16 protein-coding genes are annotated in these 17,557 nt (G+C 68.1%); 6 read left to right on the top strand and 10 right to left on the bottom strand.

The window, feature by feature from the left end:
* Positions 1-110: hypothetical protein (locus OM513_RS04925; RefSeq protein ID WP_264943522.1), on the bottom strand; the 110-nt coding region annotated here is incomplete at its 3' end.
* Between the two features lie 605 nt (positions 111-715).
* On the opposite strand from OM513_RS04925, the gene OM513_RS04930 reads away from it, so the two are divergent.
* The 3 genes from OM513_RS04930 (at position 716) to OM513_RS04940 (ending at position 4,926) form a co-directional block, all read left to right on the top strand.
* A complete protein-coding gene (locus OM513_RS04930) occupies positions 716-2,011 on the top strand; it encodes a bifunctional diguanylate cyclase/phosphodiesterase (RefSeq protein WP_264943053.1) in 1,296 nt (431 codons plus the stop codon).
* On the top strand, positions 2,011-4,473 hold the full coding sequence (locus OM513_RS04935; RefSeq protein ID WP_264943054.1) for a tetratricopeptide repeat-containing sensor histidine kinase: 2,463 nt from the start codon (positions 2,011-2,013) through the stop codon (positions 4,471-4,473). The genes OM513_RS04930 and OM513_RS04935 overlap by 1 nt, the downstream gene beginning before the upstream one ends.
* Before the next feature lie 66 nt (positions 4,474-4,539).
* Positions 4,540-4,926, top strand: coding sequence for a response regulator (locus OM513_RS04940; protein WP_264943055.1), 387 nt, complete (start codon positions 4,540-4,542; stop codon positions 4,924-4,926).
* A gap of 64 nt (positions 4,927-4,990) precedes the next feature.
* Here OM513_RS04940 and OM513_RS04945 read toward each other — a convergent pair whose 3' ends face one another.
* The 5 genes from OM513_RS04945 to OM513_RS04965 all read right to left on the bottom strand — a co-directional run bounded on the left by OM513_RS04945 (position 4,991) and on the right by OM513_RS04965 (position 10,760).
* Complete coding sequence (locus tag OM513_RS04945) at positions 4,991-6,286, bottom strand: MFS transporter (RefSeq protein WP_264943056.1); 1,296 nt, start codon at positions 6,284-6,286, stop codon at positions 4,991-4,993.
* Between the two features lies 1 nt (position 6,287).
* The gene (locus OM513_RS04950) at positions 6,288-7,496 is read right to left on the bottom strand and encodes a nucleotidyltransferase domain-containing protein (RefSeq protein WP_264943057.1); all 1,209 of its coding nucleotides are present in this window, start codon (positions 7,494-7,496) and stop codon (positions 6,288-6,290) included.
* Between the two features lie 205 nt (positions 7,497-7,701).
* Positions 7,702-8,643, bottom strand: coding sequence for a dioxygenase family protein (locus OM513_RS04955; RefSeq protein WP_319951599.1), 942 nt, complete (start codon positions 8,641-8,643; stop codon positions 7,702-7,704).
* A gap of 83 nt (positions 8,644-8,726) precedes the next feature.
* Positions 8,727-10,004 carry a sensor histidine kinase gene (locus tag OM513_RS04960; RefSeq protein ID WP_264943058.1) on the bottom strand — a complete coding sequence of 426 codons (1,278 nt, stop codon included), beginning with the start codon at positions 10,002-10,004 and terminating at the stop codon, positions 8,727-8,729.
* Between the two features lie 15 nt (positions 10,005-10,019).
* Positions 10,020-10,760 (bottom strand): response regulator, encoded by a 741-nt coding sequence (locus OM513_RS04965; protein ID WP_264943059.1) that lies wholly within the window; start codon positions 10,758-10,760, stop codon positions 10,020-10,022.
* Between the two features lie 231 nt (positions 10,761-10,991).
* Between OM513_RS04965 and rpsU the strand changes: the two genes are divergently transcribed.
* The 3 genes from rpsU (at position 10,992) to OM513_RS04980 (ending at position 13,520) form a co-directional block, all read left to right on the top strand.
* Positions 10,992-11,198, top strand: coding sequence for a 30S ribosomal protein S21 (rpsU, locus tag OM513_RS04970; protein WP_034160206.1), 207 nt, complete (start codon positions 10,992-10,994; stop codon positions 11,196-11,198).
* Between the two features lie 118 nt (positions 11,199-11,316).
* Positions 11,317-11,964, top strand: coding sequence for an FKBP-type peptidyl-prolyl cis-trans isomerase (locus tag OM513_RS04975; protein WP_264943060.1), 648 nt, complete (start codon positions 11,317-11,319; stop codon positions 11,962-11,964).
* A 272-nt stretch (positions 11,965-12,236) separates the two neighbouring features.
* Entirely contained in the window at positions 12,237-13,520 is a 1,284-nt protein-coding gene (locus tag OM513_RS04980; protein WP_264943061.1) for a sugar transferase, read from the top strand.
* Positions 13,521-13,539: 19 nt separating this feature from the next.
* On the opposite strand, the gene OM513_RS04985 is transcribed toward OM513_RS04980, so the two are convergent.
* The 4 genes from OM513_RS04985 to wecB all read right to left on the bottom strand — a co-directional run bounded on the left by OM513_RS04985 (position 13,540) and on the right by wecB (position 17,532).
* Positions 13,540-14,544, bottom strand: a complete 1,005-nt coding sequence (locus OM513_RS04985; protein ID WP_264943062.1) for a M48 family metallopeptidase — start codon at positions 14,542-14,544, stop codon at positions 13,540-13,542.
* A 71-nt stretch (positions 14,545-14,615) separates the two neighbouring features.
* Positions 14,616-14,840: a hypothetical protein gene (locus OM513_RS04990; RefSeq protein ID WP_264943063.1), complete on the bottom strand. Its 225-nt coding sequence runs from the start codon at positions 14,838-14,840 to the stop codon at positions 14,616-14,618.
* A 278-nt stretch (positions 14,841-15,118) separates the two neighbouring features.
* Positions 15,119-16,417: a UDP-N-acetyl-D-mannosamine dehydrogenase gene (gene wecC, locus OM513_RS04995; protein ID WP_264943064.1), complete on the bottom strand. Its 1,299-nt coding sequence runs from the start codon at positions 16,415-16,417 to the stop codon at positions 15,119-15,121.
* Positions 16,396-17,532 (bottom strand): non-hydrolyzing UDP-N-acetylglucosamine 2-epimerase, encoded by a 1,137-nt coding sequence (gene wecB, locus OM513_RS05000; RefSeq protein WP_264943065.1) that lies wholly within the window; start codon positions 17,530-17,532, stop codon positions 16,396-16,398. The genes wecC and wecB overlap by 22 nt, the downstream gene beginning before the upstream one ends.
* Positions 17,533-17,557 lie beyond the last annotated feature (25 nt).

The raw sequence follows: 17,557 nt of genomic DNA on the forward strand, positions 1-17,557 counted from the left end.
TCGATCTTGCGCGCGTCCTTGTCCACGCACACGACCTCATGGCCAAAATCCGAAAAACACGCCCCAGATACCAGGCCCACATAGCCCGTCCCTATCATCGTGATACGCAATGGTGATCCCCTTGGTGCCGACGTTCCGCCTGCCCTTAACGCACGTCACGGGGAGGGCAAGGGCGCGACCGCCGCAGGATGCGGGAACTTTCGCAGCCGAAACGAAGGTGCAACAAAAAAGCCGCGTCCCACGAAGGGCGCGGCCTTTGAAACCATCCGGGCCGGTCAGCGCTGCCTCACCAGTGAGACAGCATCACCGCCGGCCCGGAAGTGGCGATCGTTCAGAACGGACGAATGTCTTCGCCGCCCTCACCGTCGCGGAAGAAAAGGTTGAACGCGAACATCGTTAGTCTCCCATCGTGCGCAATTTTGCGCGATTCGGTGGTTAACGGGAAATTAACCATGATGCAATCCGGGATTCCACGATATTGCAGACTGTTAACCATTATTAATCAGAGGTTAGCGGCAGACTTAACCGTTCCTTCAAGGCTGTCGGGCTAGTCCTCGGGCAGATGTCTGCAGCGAGAGAGACAATAGTGGCCGCCGACGGCAAAGCATCGCGCGCGAACGCCAATGCGGACGCGCGTGGCGGAACGCTGCCTGTGCGGCGCACGGCTGCGGAAATGCCCATGCATCCTGCGCGAAAAGCGGCACGGCCCCGCCGGATGGCCGCGCGTAACGGCGCCGGCGCCGCCGCGTCGCGCGTGCCGGCTGCCGAGGGCCGCTACTGGCACGTGCTCTGCCTGTGCGAGATCACCAACTTCGCCACGCTGCGCCGCCATCTGGGCAGGCCGCGCGCCGACCGGCTGTCGCTCGACGTGGCGGATCATATCCTTGCGCTTTGCCCCGATGCGCGGATTTCGTCGGCGGCGCGGTGGATGGTGGAGATCGCGTTCGAGCGTGAGGCGCCGGAACATGCCGCCGCCGATATTGACGCCCTGCGCCAGGCTTTCCAGCGCCCGCTCGACCTGGACGGCGAGGCGCATCAGTTGCAGATGGTGTTCGGCATCGCCGCCGCCCCGGCTTCCGAGACCGACGACGTCCGCCTTTCCGAAGCCGCCGAGACCGCGCTGGACGAGGCGCGCGGCGAGAACCGCGTGGTGATGCTGGACCTGTCGCGCGCCGACCTGGCGTTCGACAAGCTGACCCTGATGCGCGAGCTGCCACGCGCGATCAGCAATGGCGAGATGTTCCTGGCCTATCAGCCCAAGGTCCATGTCCGCCGCCAGGAGATCGCATCGGCCGAGGCGCTGATCCGCTGGCAGCATCCGACGCGCGGGCTGATCCTGCCCGGCGACTTCATCTCGGTGGCGGAACAGGCCGGCGAGATCGGCGCGCTGACGATGTGGACGCTCGAGCAGGTGATCGCCGACCAGAAGCGGCTGGCCCAGGACGGGCACGATTTCCCGATCTTCATCAACATCTCCGGCGTGCTGCTGGCCGATTCGGTGTTCGTGGCCGAGGCGTGCGACCTGATCCGCCGCGGCGGCGCGCGCATCGGCTTCGAGATCACCGAGACCGCGGTGATCCGCGATCCGGACGTCGCGATCCGCCACCTCCAGCAGTTCGCCGACATCGGTGTCGAGCTGGCGATCGACGATTACGGCGCAGGCCTCTCTTCGCTCGCCTATCTGAAACAGCTTCCTGCGCGCGAGCTGAAGATCGACAAGATGTTTGTGCTGCAGCTTACCAGCAGCAATCGCGATCCGCTGATCGTGCGTTCCACCATCGATCTGGCGCACGCGCTGGAGATGGAGGTGACCGCGGAAGGCGTGGAGACCCCGTCGGCGCTGGCGCTGCTCAGCGTGATGGGTTGCGACATGGTGCAGGGCTTCCTGATCTCGCGCCCGCTCGCGATCGAGGCCTTCCGCCACTTCCTCGTCGAGGAGAACCCGCTGCTTTCGCCCGGCGGCGCGCAGCATTCGTTCATCCGCCCCGAGAGCTTCTGGAAGCGCGCGTGATGCGCGGCGCGCTGCGTCTGTTCTCCGCGGCGCTCCTGTGGCTCGCGGCGCTGGCGGCGATCCCCGGCGCGGCGCTGGCGCAACCCTTTCCCAAGCCGGTCGAGGACGCCTTTGCCGCCGCCAAGGCGGAGATGATGACCGACCAGCAGGCCACGCTGCGCCATGTGGCGCAGGCGGAGGCGCTGGCGGCGAAGCTGCCCGACGAGCGGCAGCGCGTGCTGGCGCTGGCCACCGCGCGCTGGCTGGCGGGCGAGGCGCACCTGCGATCCAACGCGCCGGACAAGGCCGCGCCGCTGCTCGCCCAGGGCCTGGCGCTGGTGAACGGCATCCGCGAGCCGATCAAGCTGCGCGGCGACCTGCTGATGTCGCAGGGCGCGCTGTTCATGCAGCGCGACCAGGCCGCGGAGGCGCTATCGAACTTCCAGCAGGCCTATTACATCTTCCGCGAGGTGAAGGAACCGCGCAGCCAGGCGATCGCCTATCAGAACATGGCGACGCTCTATTCGACCGCGAACGACAACGAGAAGGCCGAGCAATATCTGCGCGAGGCCGCCGAGCTGTTCGACGGCGATCCGATGCTGTCGCTGTCGCTGCACAACAACCGCGGCAACGTGCTGCTGGTGCTCGAACGCTATCCGGAGGCGGAGGCCGAGCATCTGAAGGCGGTGGAGATCGCCCGCAAGCTGGGCAAGCCGCTGCTGGAGGCGCGCGTGCTGGTGAACCTGGTGCGCAGCCAGGTGAACATGCGCAAGTTCGCCGATGCGGAACGCACGCTGGCGCGGGGATTCGCGCTGATCCGCGATGCGGATGCGCCGCCGATGCTGCGCCGCCACCTGCTCGCCACCTCGGCGCGGATGGCGGCCGATCGCGGCAACTGGCGCCGTGCCACCGAGCTGATCCGCGACGCCTTCGACGGCGTTGACCTGAAGACCACCTCGATCGACTATCGCAACGCCCATCTCTACGCGCATGAGATCTTCAGCCATGTCGGCGAGCCGGCGCTGGCGCTGCAGCATCTGGAGGCGCTCAAGCGGCTGAACGACGAATCGGCGAAGGTGGCGACCAGCACCAGCGCCGCGCTGATGGCCGCGCGCTTCGATACCGCGGGCAGGGAAGCCAAGATCGCGACGCTGCGCGCCGAGCAGGTGGAGCGCGCCGCACAGTTCCAGCGCACCATGTTCCTGAGCATCGGCGCCGCCACGCTGGTGGTAATGGGCGCGCTGGCCTGGGGCCTGATCAGCATCCGCCGCAGCCGCAACAAGGTGCGCGCGGCCAATGTGGTGCTGGGCGAGACCAACGAGGCGCTGGAGAAGGCGCTGAAGGCCAAGACCGAGTTCCTGGCCACCACCAGCCACGAGATCCGCACGCCGCTGAACGGCATCCTGGGGATGACCCAGGTGATGCTCTCCGATCCGAAGCTGGACGCGGGCACGCGCGACCGCATCGGCATCGTCCATGGCGCGGGCGTCACCATGCGCAGCCTGGTGGACGACATCCTGGACGTGGCGAAGATGGAGACGGGTAACCTGACCGTGGACGCCGCGCCGATGGACCTGTGCGCGACGATGAAGGAAGTCACGCGCATGTGGGAGGAGCAGGCGCGCGCCAAGGGCCTGGCCTTTTCGCTGGACCTGGCCGATGCGCCGCACTGGATCGTCAGCGATGCCGGGCGGCTGCGGCAGATCGTGTTCAACCTTCTCTCCAACGCGATCAAGTTCACCGAGAAGGGCGCGGTGAGCGTGCGCGCGGCCGCGGAAGGGGAGGGCGACGCGCGGCGCCTGCGCCTGGAGGTCCGCGACAGCGGCATCGGCATTCCGGCCGAGAAGTTCGACGAGATCTTCGAATCGTTCAAACAGGCCGATTCGGGCACGACGCGCCGGTTCGGCGGCACGGGGCTGGGCCTTACCATCTGCCGCAACCTGGCGCGCGCGCTGGGCGGCGACATCGCCGTGGAAAGCCGCGAGGGCGAGGGTTCGGCCTTCGCCGTCGATCTGCCGCTGGTGCCCGCCGAGGCGCCCGAGCAGGAGGCCAAGGGCGCCGGCGCGGGCACGCTGCTGATCCTGGATCGCAATCCGATCGCGCGTTCGATGCTGAAGACGCTGTTCGAGCCGCGCTTCGGCGCGGTGAAATTCGCCGCGAATCCCGATGAGGCCGCGGCTGAGCTGGCCGCGCCCGGCGTCACCCATCTGCTGGTCGACGAAATGACGTTGAAGGCCGCCGGGGAGGACCCGTTCGCGGCACTTGCGCCGCTGACGCGGGCAGCGGGCGATCTGGGCGCGCAAACCACGATCCTGTGGCTGAAGCCGGACGATGCCGTGCGCGATGCGCTGGCGGCGGCCGGAATCGGTCAAGTCATTGAAAAGCCTGTGGCGGGGGCGGCTTTGGTAGAAAAAATCATTTCGGATACGAAAGAAAATTCCGACAGCCCGAGTCCGGGGCCGCTTGTTTCGCGCGCCGCATAGCGCGATACCCATGTCCGATATGTACAAGGTCGCAAAAACAACCTCCCTTCAAAGGGCCGGGATCGGATGAACATCCTCTTCATCGAGGACGATCCGATGAACCGACGGGTCGTGAAAGACATGCTCGATGTCGCCGGGGCCACCATGGCCGAGGCGGCTCTGGCCGAGGAAGGCCTGAAGCGAATCGACGAGGACGATTACGACGTCGTCCTGGTCGATCTGCGCATGCCGGGGATGGACGGGATGGAGGCGATTCGCCGCATCCGCGCGCGCGGCGACGCCAAGGCCGAGTTGCCGATCATCGTCGTCACCGCCGATACCGCGATCGACCTGCGCGAACGCTGCCTGGAGGCGGGGGCCGACGATGTGCTGTTCAAGCCGGTGGCGATGGACGCGCTGTTCGATTCGATCGGCCGCGTGCTCGCGATCCGCGGCGGCGGCGGGATACTGTAGCGGCTTTCCAGTTTGCTCCGCTCCGGCCCGCAATGCGGCTGAACCGGAGCATCCGGACGGCTGATCAATCCTCCAGGATCAGGCTGTGCCGGCGCGTGTCGCGCATGCGCAGATAGGTGACCAGCGAGATCGCGATCATCGCGGTGACATACCAGTAGAAGCCCTGTTGCCACCCGCCCTTCTTGAACCAGAAGGCGATCGTTTCCGCCGTGCCGCCGAAGATCGCGTTGGCGATGGCATAGGGCAGGGCGACGCCCAGCGTGCGGATGTGCGCGGGGAACATCTCTGCCTTCACCACGCCGCTGATCGCGCTGTAGCCGCTGACGATCACCAGCGCGGCGGTGACGAACAGGAACGCGCTCAGCGCGTCGCGCGTGCCCTCCAGCGCGATGAAGATGGGATAGGTCAGCAGCGTGCCCAGTACGCCGAACGCCACCATCAGCGGCTTTCGCCCGATCCGGTCCGACAGCGCGCCGACGAGCGGCTGGAGGCACATGAACACGAACAGCGCGGCCGCGTTGATCCGCGAGGCGGCCTCTTTCGAGAAGCCCGAGGTATCGACCAGGAACTTCTGCATGTAGATCGAATAGGCATAGAAGGCGAGCGTGCCGCCCGCGGTGAGGAACATCACCGTGATCGTCTCGCGCGGATGCTCGGTCAGCAGCTTCCAGAAGCCCGATCGCGGGCCCTGGGCCTGATGCTCGATATTCTGGAAGCTTTCGGTCTCCACCAGCCCGCGCCGGAGCCAGAACACCGTCACCGCCAGCACGCCGCCCAGCAGGAAGGGGATGCGCCACGCCCAATCGTCCAGCGCTCCCTTGCCCAGCGTCGCCTGGAGCAGCAGCAGCACGCACAGCGCGACGAGCTGGCCGGAGATCAGCGTGACATATTGGAAGCTGGCGAAGAAGCCGCGGTGCTTCTCTCCCGCGATCTCGCTGAGATAGGTGGCGCTGGCGCCATATTCGCCGCCCACCGACAGGCCCTGCATCAGCCGCGCCAGGATCACCAGCGCGGGCGCGGCCACGCCGATCTGTTCGTATCCGGGGGTCAGCGCGATCATCAGCGATCCCGCGCACATCAGCGTGACCGACAGCGCCAGCCCCGCCTTGCGCCCGTGCCGGTCCGAATAGATGCCCATCAGCCAGCCGCCGATCGGCCGCATCAGGAAGCCCAGCGCGAACACCCCGGCCGAGTTCAGCAGCTCGGTTGTAGGATCGTCGGCGGGGAAGAAATGCGGCGCGAAATAGAGGGCGAAGGCGGCATAGGCATACCAGTCGTACCATTCGACCAGATTGCCGGCCGATCCGCCGACGATCGATCGGATGCGCTGCGTGCGCGACATGCCCCCGGCTTGCGCCATCCTATCCTCCCCTGGCCGGCGCGTGCCCGTCCATCAGGCCCGTCATCCGGCGGATCCAGCGGAACCCGCCCAGCACCGGATAGAGGAAACCGAGCCCCTTCGGCAGCCGCCCCGTCGCGCGGTCCACCGGGTTGGCGGCCATGCTGGCAAGCTCGCGCCATTTATAGCCGATGCCCCGGCGCAGCAGCAGGTTGCCGAAGGTGGCGGGCAACAGCGAGCGCGCCGCCGGGCCGTCATGCTCCTCCGCCTCGTGCCGCCCGGCCATCACCGAAAGCGCGATCCGCACCAGCAGCCGGTGGATCGCGGGCCGGCGCAGCTCGCGCTCGAAGGCGGGATCGAGCGGCAGCGCGAGCAGGTCATGCGCCAGCAGCAGCGCCTGCGCGGCGCAGCGGCCGACGCCCAGCGCCTGCGCGGCGCGGTACTGACGCTCGATCGCGACGGCGTCGCTCGCGGAGAGCAGCGCGGCGACGTCCACCAGCCATTTGATGCGGAACCAGCCGTGGTGCGCGCCATGCGCGACCAGATAGGCGAACAGCAGTTCCCGCCCCATCGTGGGCACCGTGGTGGCGGGCGAAATCGCGATGCGCCGCCGCGGCATGCCCAGCGCGGCCTGGGGCAGCAGCGCGGGATTGGCCATCAGCCGCGCGTGCAGCTCGACGATCAGCCCGTTGCCGGGATGCCGCCAGCCGCTCTCCTTGCACAATTCCATCCAGCGCGGGATCTGGGCGTCGGCTACCTCGGGACCCGGGCTGAACCGCGCATAGCCGGCGTCGCGCAGCACCTGGCATGCCGCGGGAACCTGATCCTGCGGCACCAGCAGGTCGATGTCGTTGGACATCTTTACCGTCAGGTTGCCGAACGCCTCGATCGCGAGCGGCATCCCCTTGAAGCACATCCAGTCGATGCCCGCCGCATCGAACGCCGCGCCGATCCGCGCGACCTCCGCCGCGGCGAACAGGTTGGTCCGGGCGATCCGCTGGGCGCGCTTGTCCAGCGCCTCGGCGACATGGGGCGGGGCAGCGACCCCCGCTTCGGCCAGGCCGTTGGCCACCATGCCCCATACGCGCTGGCGCTTCGTGACGGCGATCACCCGGTCCCAGTCGAGTGCGGGATCCGCCGCCGCGGCGCGCACCGCCGCGATGCGCGCCTCACCCCGCGGCCAGCGGCACGTAGCGCAGACGAGGCGGAACTCGGGGGACAGCGGCGGCATCCCCCGGTCCCTATCGCAATGTCCCGCCCGCAGGAAGCACCGCTGGCGGGCGGGACACGCTTGCCCCCCGGCAAGGGCAGGACGAGGGCCTTTGACCGTCCAAGGGGCCTGGGACGGCAAAGACCCTCGTCGGCGCACCGGGTCCTTCAGGGGAGAAAACCGGGTACGCCCCCCGCCCCGGCAATGGCGGGCGGGGCTGATCGGATTAGCGCGCCAGGCCGATAAGCGCGCTTGCGGTGTATCCGGCGGCGACGCTGCCGGAGATCGCGGGAGTTTGTTGCGCCAGTTGGGCGGCGCTGTTGTCTGCAAAGATATTGTCGCTCGCCAGGGTGATGCGGGAATAGTTGGATGCGCTGGCCGAATAGCCCGACGCGCTGCCGTAGACGGTGGCGCAGATCGCCGCCGGCATCGCCAACTGGCCGATCAACGTCGCGTAGCGGCCGCTGGTGGCGGTCGAGAGGCTGGAAAACACCTCGAAATGGATGTGCGGCCAGCGGCCGGAATAGCATCCCGGGAAGATCGTGGTGAAGGTGACCTGGCCGTTGCTGTCGGTAACGCCGATGCCGCGCAGATAGCTTTCCGCGGGCAGGTTATAGAGCGAATAATTGCCGTCGCGATCGCATTGCCAGATGTAGACGGCATATCCCGCCAGCGGCGCGCAGGCGGCGTTGACGTTCACCACCGTCAGCGTGATCGTCATCGTGACCCCTGCGGCGGTGGCGGTGGAGCTTCCGACGAAGCTGGAACGGATGTCGCTGCGCACGGCGGTGCTGAGTGTCAGCACGTTCGAGGTGGCGCCGGCCGAACTGTTGGTTCCGTCGGCCGGGTAGGGGCCGTTGGTTTCGCTGGAATCGGCGACGCACGAGCCGGCGGGCGTCGGCGTCGGCGTCGGTGTCGCGCTGGTGGAGGTCGGTGTCGGTGTGGGTGTCGGCGCGACGACCGAGCCGCTGGTAACCCCTCCGCTGTCGCATCCGGCGAGCAGCCCCGCCGTTCCGGCGCCGGCAAAGCAGCGTAGCGCCCGGCGGCGGCTGGCCAGCGCGGTCAGCATCTTCATATCCTGCGCCAGCCCGTGGCCGTGTTCGCCGGCATGGTCTTCGTGCGCCATGAGCATCAGCTCCGTCTCCATCGGCCGTTCCAAGTCGGCCACCGGAGTCGCAGCCTCGCCGCGCCGCAGGATTTCTTGGCATCGCAACATGTTTCAGCGTGTTACAGCGCGCGCCTTGCCCGGCGTCACTCCGCCGGCAGCCGCACCATGGCGCGTCCGCCGCCGCCCGTGCGGCTTTCCAGCGATACGCGGCCGCCGTGCGCTTCGGCGATTCCGCGCACGATGGCCAGCCCCAGGCCGGTGCCGCCGGTGGAGCGGCTGCGCGAACCCTCGCCGCGCACGAAGGGCGCGAACAGCAATTCCGGATGCGGGCCGAAGCCGGGTCCGTCATCATCGACCCAGAGATCGACGCGGCCTTCGGACCTGGTCCAGCCCATTCGCGCGATGCCGCCGTATCGCACGGCGTTCTCCGCCAGATTGACGAGCATGCGGCGCAGCGCCTGGGCGTCTCCGGCCACCACGGCGCGCGGACCCGGGGAGACGTCTATGGGCATACCGCCGTCGCGCAGGTCTTCCGCGACGCTTTCGATCATGCTGCCCAGTTCGATCCGCTCGCGCTGCTCGCTCGTCCGGGAATCGCGCGACAGGCGGAGCACGTCGGCGAGCATCGAGCGGGCCTCGTCGATATCCGCGGCGGCGCGTTCGCGGGCGCCTTCGGGCATCTGTTCGATGCGGAAGGCGAGCCGGGCGAGCGGTGTGCCCAGATCGTGCGCGATGGCCACGAGCATCGCCGTTCGCGCCTCCGCGGATTCCAGGATGCGCGCCCGCATCGAATCGATCGCGTCGGCAAGCTCGCGCACCTCACGCGGGCCTTCGCGCGGAATCGGGGTCCGGCTTTCCAGCCGGACGCCATGGGCCGCGCGCGCCAGCCGCGCGATCGGTCCGGAAATCGCGAGCGCTATCCTCCAGGCGGCATAGGCGAGCACCGCGAGCACCGCGAACATCGAGGTGAGCGTCACGGCATGCCATCGGGTGAACCAGGCTTCGGGCGCCGTCTCCACGACGCGGAATCCGCCGCGCGTGGCCATCGCGATCCTGAAGGTGTCGGGAACCGCGTCGCCCAGCGCCGGCCCGCGCCAGACATAATCTCCGATCACCTTTCCCGCGGCGCCCGGGATCAGCGTGGCGATGCGCGCATCCAGCGCCGGGGAGGGCTCTCCGCCCGGCAGGGGCGGGGGAGGGGCGCCCTGAATCGTCACCTTCAATGGGCGGCCCATGGGCGACGGGTCCGTTCCGGTACGCAGGGTTTCGGCGATGCGCGAGAAGGCCACCGGAGCGCTGCGGGGCGGCGGGCCGCTGAAGGTCACCGCGAACTGCACGAACGTCGCGACCGCCACCGCCGCCACCACCAGCAGGACGATCGGCCGGACGATCGATGGCGCGCGCGCGTCTTCGGCGTTCATCCGATCACCCCGTTCTCAGCGCCGCACAACGTCTACAACGAACATATAGCCTTCGTTGCGGATGGTGCGGATCATGTCGGCGTCGCCCGGCCGGCCGAGCTTCCTGCGCAGGCGGCTCATCTGAACGTCGATGGCGCGATCGAAATGTTCCGCGTTCACGCCGCGCGACAGATCGAGCAGCATGTCGCGCGAAAGCACGCGGCGGGGATTTTCGACCAGCGCGAGCAGCAGGCGGAACTCGCCATCGGAAAGGTTGATCACCACGCCGTCGGGATCGAGCAACTGCCGGCCGACGGGATCGAGCCGCCATCCGGAGAAATGGAGCAGCGAGCGGCGCACGGGATCGGGCGCGGTGCCCGTTCCGGCGCGGGCGCGGCGCAGCACCGAGCGGACCCGGGCCAGCAGTTCGCGCGGGTTCGCCGGCTTCGGCAGATAATCGTCCGCCCCCATCTCCAGCCCCACGATCCGGTCCACGTCGCCGCCGATGATGGAATGGAGGATAACCGCGGGGCCGGTGCTGCGATCCAGCGTCATCAGCAACTGCAGCCCGTCTTCGCCGGGCATCATCACGTCGAGAATGATCAGTGCGTAATCGTGGTGCGCCATCGCCTCGCGCATCTCGGCGCCGTTGGCGGCTGAATCGATGACATAGCCATGCTGCGACAGGAACGCGGCCGTCAGCTCGCGGATGCCGGGATCGTCGTCGACAATCAGAAGACGGGTTTCGTAGTTCAAGGCGTCGGCGATCGGTGTCATGCCCAGCCGGGCTGTGCTGCGAACCTATCCGCGGCATTACGGCGCTGCAATCCCGTGTAATATGGCGGCATTGTGGCTTTTGGGGCACAGTCTGCATGCGCCGCCGGCCCGGTCCCGGCCCCGCGAGGGTTGTAATCGTGCCGTGCCCCTGATAGGGGCGCCGCAACGCCGTAGCCCCGCGCTCCGGCGAACCCTATTCTATTGAATTGATACTGGAGCAAAGACGGCTTTATGCAGATCATCGTTCGCGACAACAACGTCGATCAGGCGCTGCGCGCGCTCAAGAAGAAGCTGCAGCGCGAAGGCGTCTACCGCGAGATGAAGCTGCGCCGTCACTATGAGAAGCCGAGCGAGAAGCGCGCCCGCGAGCGCGCCGCCGCGGTCCGCCGCGCGCGCAAGCTCGAGCGCAAGCGCCTGGAGCGCGACGGCGCCCGTTGAGGCCCGATAGCCCGCCGGGCGCGCTTGCGCCCGCGGGCGTCCCGTGACATTTGACGCCCAGCCCATAGACCCCGGCCGCGCCCGATCCGGCGCACCGGCAGAGCCAGGATTACGCCGCATGTCCGTGACCGCCGTGCCCATCGCGCCCGTCAAGTCCAGCTACAAGCTGTGGCTGTGGCTGGGCATCGTTCTGGCAGCGCTCCTTGCCGTCGCGCTGGCCTGGACGGGAACGCGCGCGGTGGTGGCGGCCAAGGGCACCGACGCCGACTATCTGGCCTGGAACAAGGGCCAGATCGGCGTGCAGACCACGGCGTCCGGCCTGCAATATGTGGTGCTGAAGTCCGGCAGCGGGCCGCTCGCCAAGGATGGCGACATGGCCAATCTGAGCCTCGAGGGCCGCTTCCGCGACGGCACGGTCTTCCAGCCGCGCACCACGGCGCCGCTTCCGATCCAGCCGAACGATCCCACCCGCCCCTCGATGATGCCGGGCTTCCTGGAGGCTATGAAGCTGATGAAGAAGGGCTCGTCCTTCCGCATCTGGCTGCCTGCCTCGCTCGGCTTCGATGCGCTTCCGGGCGTGCCGCCGGAGATGCGGGGCAAGATGGTGGTGTTCGACGTCGAGATGTCCGAGCTGATGTCCGCCGCCGAGGTGGAGGAGCAGCGCCGCCAGCAGCAGGAGGCGATGCGCCAGCAGCTCGAGCAGCAGGGCGCGCTTCCCCCGCCGGGTGAAGCCCCCGCCTTGCCGCCGGGTGCCGAAGGGCATTGATCCCGCGCCGGGGCGCAAGCCGCCCCGGTTCCCCACCCCCTGATGCTAAGGAGCGGGCGCGGCCCGTCCTTCGCCCGTGTCCCGCATGGCGCGCGGGTTCCGGAAAAAGCGGGTGTATCGCCGGCGATGTTGGACTATGACTGCGCGGCGGGCGGGCGGCTTGGCAGTGTATGGCGTAGCGAAGCACCGCAGGATGGATCGAATCACAACAAGATGATCCGTCGTTGCGGCCGGGGAATGCTTCGGAACTACGCAGTGAGCGAGGATGCCAAATGCTGATGACGCGGGACCGGACTGCGCCAATTACCCGCAGCTTCTGGGAATCGCTCGGATTCCAGTTGATCGGCATCACGGTGGCGGCGCTGTTCGTACCGCTGCTCTATCTTTTCACCCAGGCACTCGATCATTTCGCCGAGGCGACGATCATCAACAGCGCGATCGCCAGCTATGGCTCGGCGGTGGTATCGCTGTTCCTCTACCGGCGGGTGACGTCGTTCCCGGGCACGCGCGGCTTTGCCTATATTATCCCCACCTTCACCGCCGCCTTCGGCATCGCCGTGCTGATGATGTTCGGGCTGCGCCTGCCCTATTCGGGGGCGATGCTGGCAACGGGCTATGTCGCGTCGATGGTATTCGGCTTCCTGGCGACGCATCTGTCGCAGAAGTTCATGCGGCGGCATTTCTACCTCGTGCCCTTTGGCAATACCGAAATCGCCTATGACGCGGCCTGGGTGCAGTGGATCGTGCTGCACGAGCCGCGCGTGCCCGACCATGACCGGCACGGCGCGATCGTGGCCGACCTGCGCCACGATCACCCCGCCGAATGGGAGCGGATGCTGGCGGAGGCGGCCGTTTCGGGCCGGGTCGTCTATCACACCAAGCAGCTCCGCGAATCGCTCACCGGGCGGGTGGAGATCGAGCATCTTTCGGAAAACAGCTTCGGATCGCTGCTGCCCAACCTGGCCTATCGCAAGATCAAGCGGACCGGCGACGTGATGCTCGCCGCGATGGCGCTGCCGCTGCTGGCGGTGCCGCTGCTGCTGATCGCGCTGTGGATTCGGCTCGATTCGCCGGGGCCGGTTCTGTTCCGGCAACAGCGCATGGGCTATCGCTCGCGGCCCTTCGACGTGCTCAAGTTCCGCACGATGGAGCATCGCCCCGACGATACCGCCTGCCGCGACGCCGCGATCACCCAGGACGACGATCAGCGCATCACCCGCGCCGGGCGTTTCCTGCGGCGCACCCGGATCGACGAGCTGCCCCAGCTCGTGAACGTGCTGCGCGGCGAGATGAGCCTGATCGGCCCGCGGCCCGAGGCGCTGGCGCTATCCGAATGGTATGAGCGCGAGCTGCCCTTCTATTCCTATCGCCACATCGTGCGGCCGGGGATCACCGGCTGGGCGCAGGTGAACCAGGGGCATGTCGCGGCGCTGCACGACGTACACATCAAGCTCCACTACGACTTTTACTACATCAAGCATTTCTCGGCCTGGCTCGACATCCTGATCATGATGCGGACCGTGGGCACGATGCTGACGGGCTTCGGATCGAAATAGCGCGCCCCGCGCGGCCGGATCAGCGCGCGGCGTGGGCGGCCGCCAGCGCGCGCATCGCACGGATGCGTTCCCCGGTCGGCGGATGGGTGCGGAACAGCCCGAAGTTGGGCAGCCCCTCCGGCATGCGCGCCAGTATCTCCACGCCCAGCGCCAGGTCATAGCCCGCGGCCAGCACCAGCTCTCCGCCCAGCCGGTCGGCCTCTTCCTCGGTCCGGCGGACGACCCGGCCGTTGGCGCCCGCGCCCCGCGCGATGCCGCGCCTGGGCACGCCCGCCTCCGCCATCCGGGCGGTGTGCTCCAGCGCGATATGGGCCAGCTCATGCGCGATCAGGAACGCGATCTCGTCATCGTTGCGGGTCAGCGCCACCAGCGCATCGGTGAGGACGATGTAGCGGCCGCCCTGGGTGACCGCGGTGAGCTGGGACGAGGCGGCCAGGCGGACGCGCAGCGGACAGCCCCTCACCGGGGTCAGCGTGGCGGCTAGCGGGGCACCGTCGCGCAGCAGCGCGAGCCGGACCGGGCCGGCAGCCATCAGCGATTCGAGCCGTGCCTCCTCGGCCTCCAGCCGGGGGCGCCATTGGTCGCGGTCCGGCAGCGCGGCGATCTCGACCGGGGAGGCGAAGGCAGCGCCGTTTGCGGCGAGCAGCACGTCGCCCGCACGCAGGCCGGCGGCATCGGCGGGGCCGCCGGGAACCACCGCGAGCACGCCCGGCCCGCGGTCCAGGCCCTGCGTGGCCATCGCCGGGCGATCCGCGCGGCCATATTCGGCGAGATGGTGGAGCAGCATGCCGCCGAGCGGAACCTGCTGCGGGCAGAGCGCGCTGCCGCGGGTGGCGATGCGATAGCCGATGCGGGCGATGCGATAGTCGGCTTCGCGCAGGAAGCTGCCCGATTCGGGCTGGGGCCGGGTAAGGGGCGAGGCAATGGCCGCCTCGATGGCCGTCGCGGGGATTCCGGCGGCCGGGAGCAGCGCGGCGGCGATCAGGAACGCGGCGGGTGCCGCCGGGTGGGAGCGAAGGACCACGGAAGCTCCAAAAAAGAAAAAGCCGGGCGTTTCGGCCCGGCTCCTTCGAAACGCGATATATCGCGCGCCTGTTACGGGCTGGTCGGGCTCTTCTTACCACCGGCCGCAATGACCGAGCCGGCGATGATCGCCGCAAGCGCCAGCAGGCCGACAACCGCGGTGCTGCCCTTGATCTGGCTCTCACCCGAAACCTCTTCGGTCGCGGGGGCGGGAGCCGCCGACTGGGCGATCGCCGCCGAGGAAATCGTGACCAGCGAAAGCGCGGTCGCGATTGCCACCAACTTCTTGGATTTCACTTCGCGTTCTCCCTCTCAAGCCATTGTCGGGCTTTCCCCAGCCTTATCCGATAGGATTGGCGGTGTCCACCCGGAACTGTTTGCTGGTCCCGGTGCTTAGCGTCCATCAGAAGATGCGATGCCAATTGCTGCGAAACCTGCGCTACTTATCAAACGGGCTAGGCGATTCGATCGTTACGGGCAAGCCCGCGCAGGCCCGATATGCAAAATGCTGCGCAGCGCGTTGCGTTCCGGCAACGATCGCGAGTCCCGCTTTGGAGCAGGAACGCGCCGCCGGTTCAGACCGCCAGGCGCAATCCCGCCGACGGTGCGTCCGGCCTGGGCTGATCCGGCCAGATGCCGCGCGTATCGTACACCAGCTTGTTCGCGCGCTCGCCCAGCGGGATCGATTTGAACACCTCATGATCGACCAGCACGATGAAGACCGGGCAGGTTTCGATCGCGGTGTCGATGTCGATCAGCGTGGCGCCATGCTGCGCCAGGCTGGGCGGCAGCGCGCCGGCATGCGGCTCCACGACGCGGATGCGGCTGCCGTGCCGTTCGGCCAGATGCTCGGCGACCTTCAGCGCCGGGCTCTCGCGGAAATCGTCGATGTTCGCCTTGAACGCCAGGCCCAGGCACGCGACCGGCGCACCCGGAATCTGCGCAATCAGCTCCTCGGCGCGGGCGATGGTATAGTCGGTCTTGCCATCGTTCACCTCGCGCGCGGTGCGGATCAGCCGGGCGTTCTCGGGATCGCCATGGACGATGAACCAGGGGTCCACCGCGATGCAATGCCCGCCCACGCCGGGGCCGGGCGACAGGATGTTCACGCGCGGATGGCGGTTGGCCAGGCGAATCACCTCCCAAACGTCGATCCCCATGCCGCCCGCGATCACCGAAAGCTCGTTGGCGAAGGCGATGTTGACGTCGCGGAAGGCGTTTTCGACCAGCTTGGTCATCTCCGCCGCGCGTGCCGTGGTGGTGACGCAGGCGCCGCGCACGAAGCGGCGGTAGAATTGCAGCGCCTTGCGGCTGCACCGCGCGGTAATGCCGCCGATGCAGCGATCATTGTCGATCAGCTCGACGACGATGCGGCCGGGCAGCACGCGCTCCGGGCAATAGGCGACGGCGACATCGGGCGTGCCATCGCAATGGCCGGGGATCTTCAGGTCCGGGCGGAGTTGCGAGAGGAATTCGGCCAGCTTCTCCGTAGTGCCCACCGGCGAGGTCGATTCGAGGATCACCGTGTCGCCGGGCTTCAGCACCGTCGCCACCGTGGTGGTGGCCTTCAGGACATAGCCGATGTCGGGGGCGTGATTCTCGCAGAAGGGCGTCGGCACCGCGATCACGAACACGTCGGCCGGCTCGATCTGGGTCGACGCGCGCAGCGTGCCGCGCGCCACCACGCCGGAGACCAGGCCGTCGAGGTCGATCTCCTCGATATGCACCCTGCCCGAGTTGACCGTGGCGACCACGTCCTCGCGCACGTCCACGCCAAGCACCATCGCGCCCGTGCGCGCGATCACCGCGGCGGTGGGCAGGCCGATATAGCCAAGCCCGACGACTGCGACCTTCAGTTCAGATTCCGGGCCCATTCGGCGACTATCCCTGCGATCCGTTTTGCCGCGTGACCGTCGCCGAACGGATTGTGGGCGCGCGCCATCGCGGAATAGGCCTCAGGTACGTCGAGGAGGGTTGAGATTTCGGAAACGATACGTGCGGTGCCCGTTCCGACCAGCTTCGCGGTGCCGGCGGCCACGCCCTCCGGCCGCTCGGTGGTCTCGCGCATCACCAGCACGGGCTTGCCCAGCGCGGGCGCCTCTTCCTGCACCCCGCCCGAATCGGAGAGCACGACCTCGCACAGTTCCAGGGCGCGGATGAAATGGGGGTAGTCGAGCGGATCGATGCGCGCGACGTTGGGCCGGTCGCCCAGGATCGCGTCCATCGCCACCGCGACATTGGGGTTGGGGTGCATCGGAAACAGGATCGCGGTGTCCGGCCGGTCCGCGATGCGGGCGATGGCATGGGCGATCCCCTCCATCCCCGAACCGAAATTCTCGCGCCGGTGGGTGGTGACCAGCACGATCCGCTTGCCCGCGAAGCGCGCCGCGATCGGATCGAGCCCGGCGGCCAGCGACGGATCGGCCGCGATCCGGTCGCGCGTCCAGTGCAGCGCGTCGATCACCGTGTTGCCGGTGACATGCACCGTGGCGGGATCGATGTTTTCGCGCAGCAGCGCGTCCGCGGCGGTTTGGGTCGGCGCGAAATGCTGGTCGGCGATCGGCGCCACGACGCGGCGGTTCACCTCCTCCGGCCAGGGCTGGTAGATGTCGCCCGAACGCAGCCCGGCCTCGACATGGCTGACCGGCACCTTGCGGTAATAGGCGGAGAGCGCGGCGGCCATCACCGTGGTGGTGTCGCCCTGGACGATTACCCGGTCGGGCTTCTCGCGGTCGAACACCTCGCCCAGCGCGAGCAGGAGCCGCGCGGTGAGCGCGTCGAGCGTCTGGCCCGGCTGCATGATGTCCAGATCGCTGTCGGGAACCAGCCCGGCGATCGCCAGCACCTGATCGAGCAGCCCGCGATGCTGGGCGGTGACGCAGGTGCGCACCTCCACGCTGCCCTCCGCCTTCAATGCGGAGACGACGGGGAACAGCTTGATGGCTTCGGGCCTGGTGCCGAATACGATCAGGACGCGCGGCTTGCTCATGCGCCCGGCACCTAGCAGCCGGGGC

It is taken from the genome of Sphingomonas canadensis, from assembly GCF_026013525.1.
GTDB classification, from domain to species: domain Bacteria; phylum Pseudomonadota; class Alphaproteobacteria; order Sphingomonadales; family Sphingomonadaceae; genus Sphingomonas; species Sphingomonas canadensis.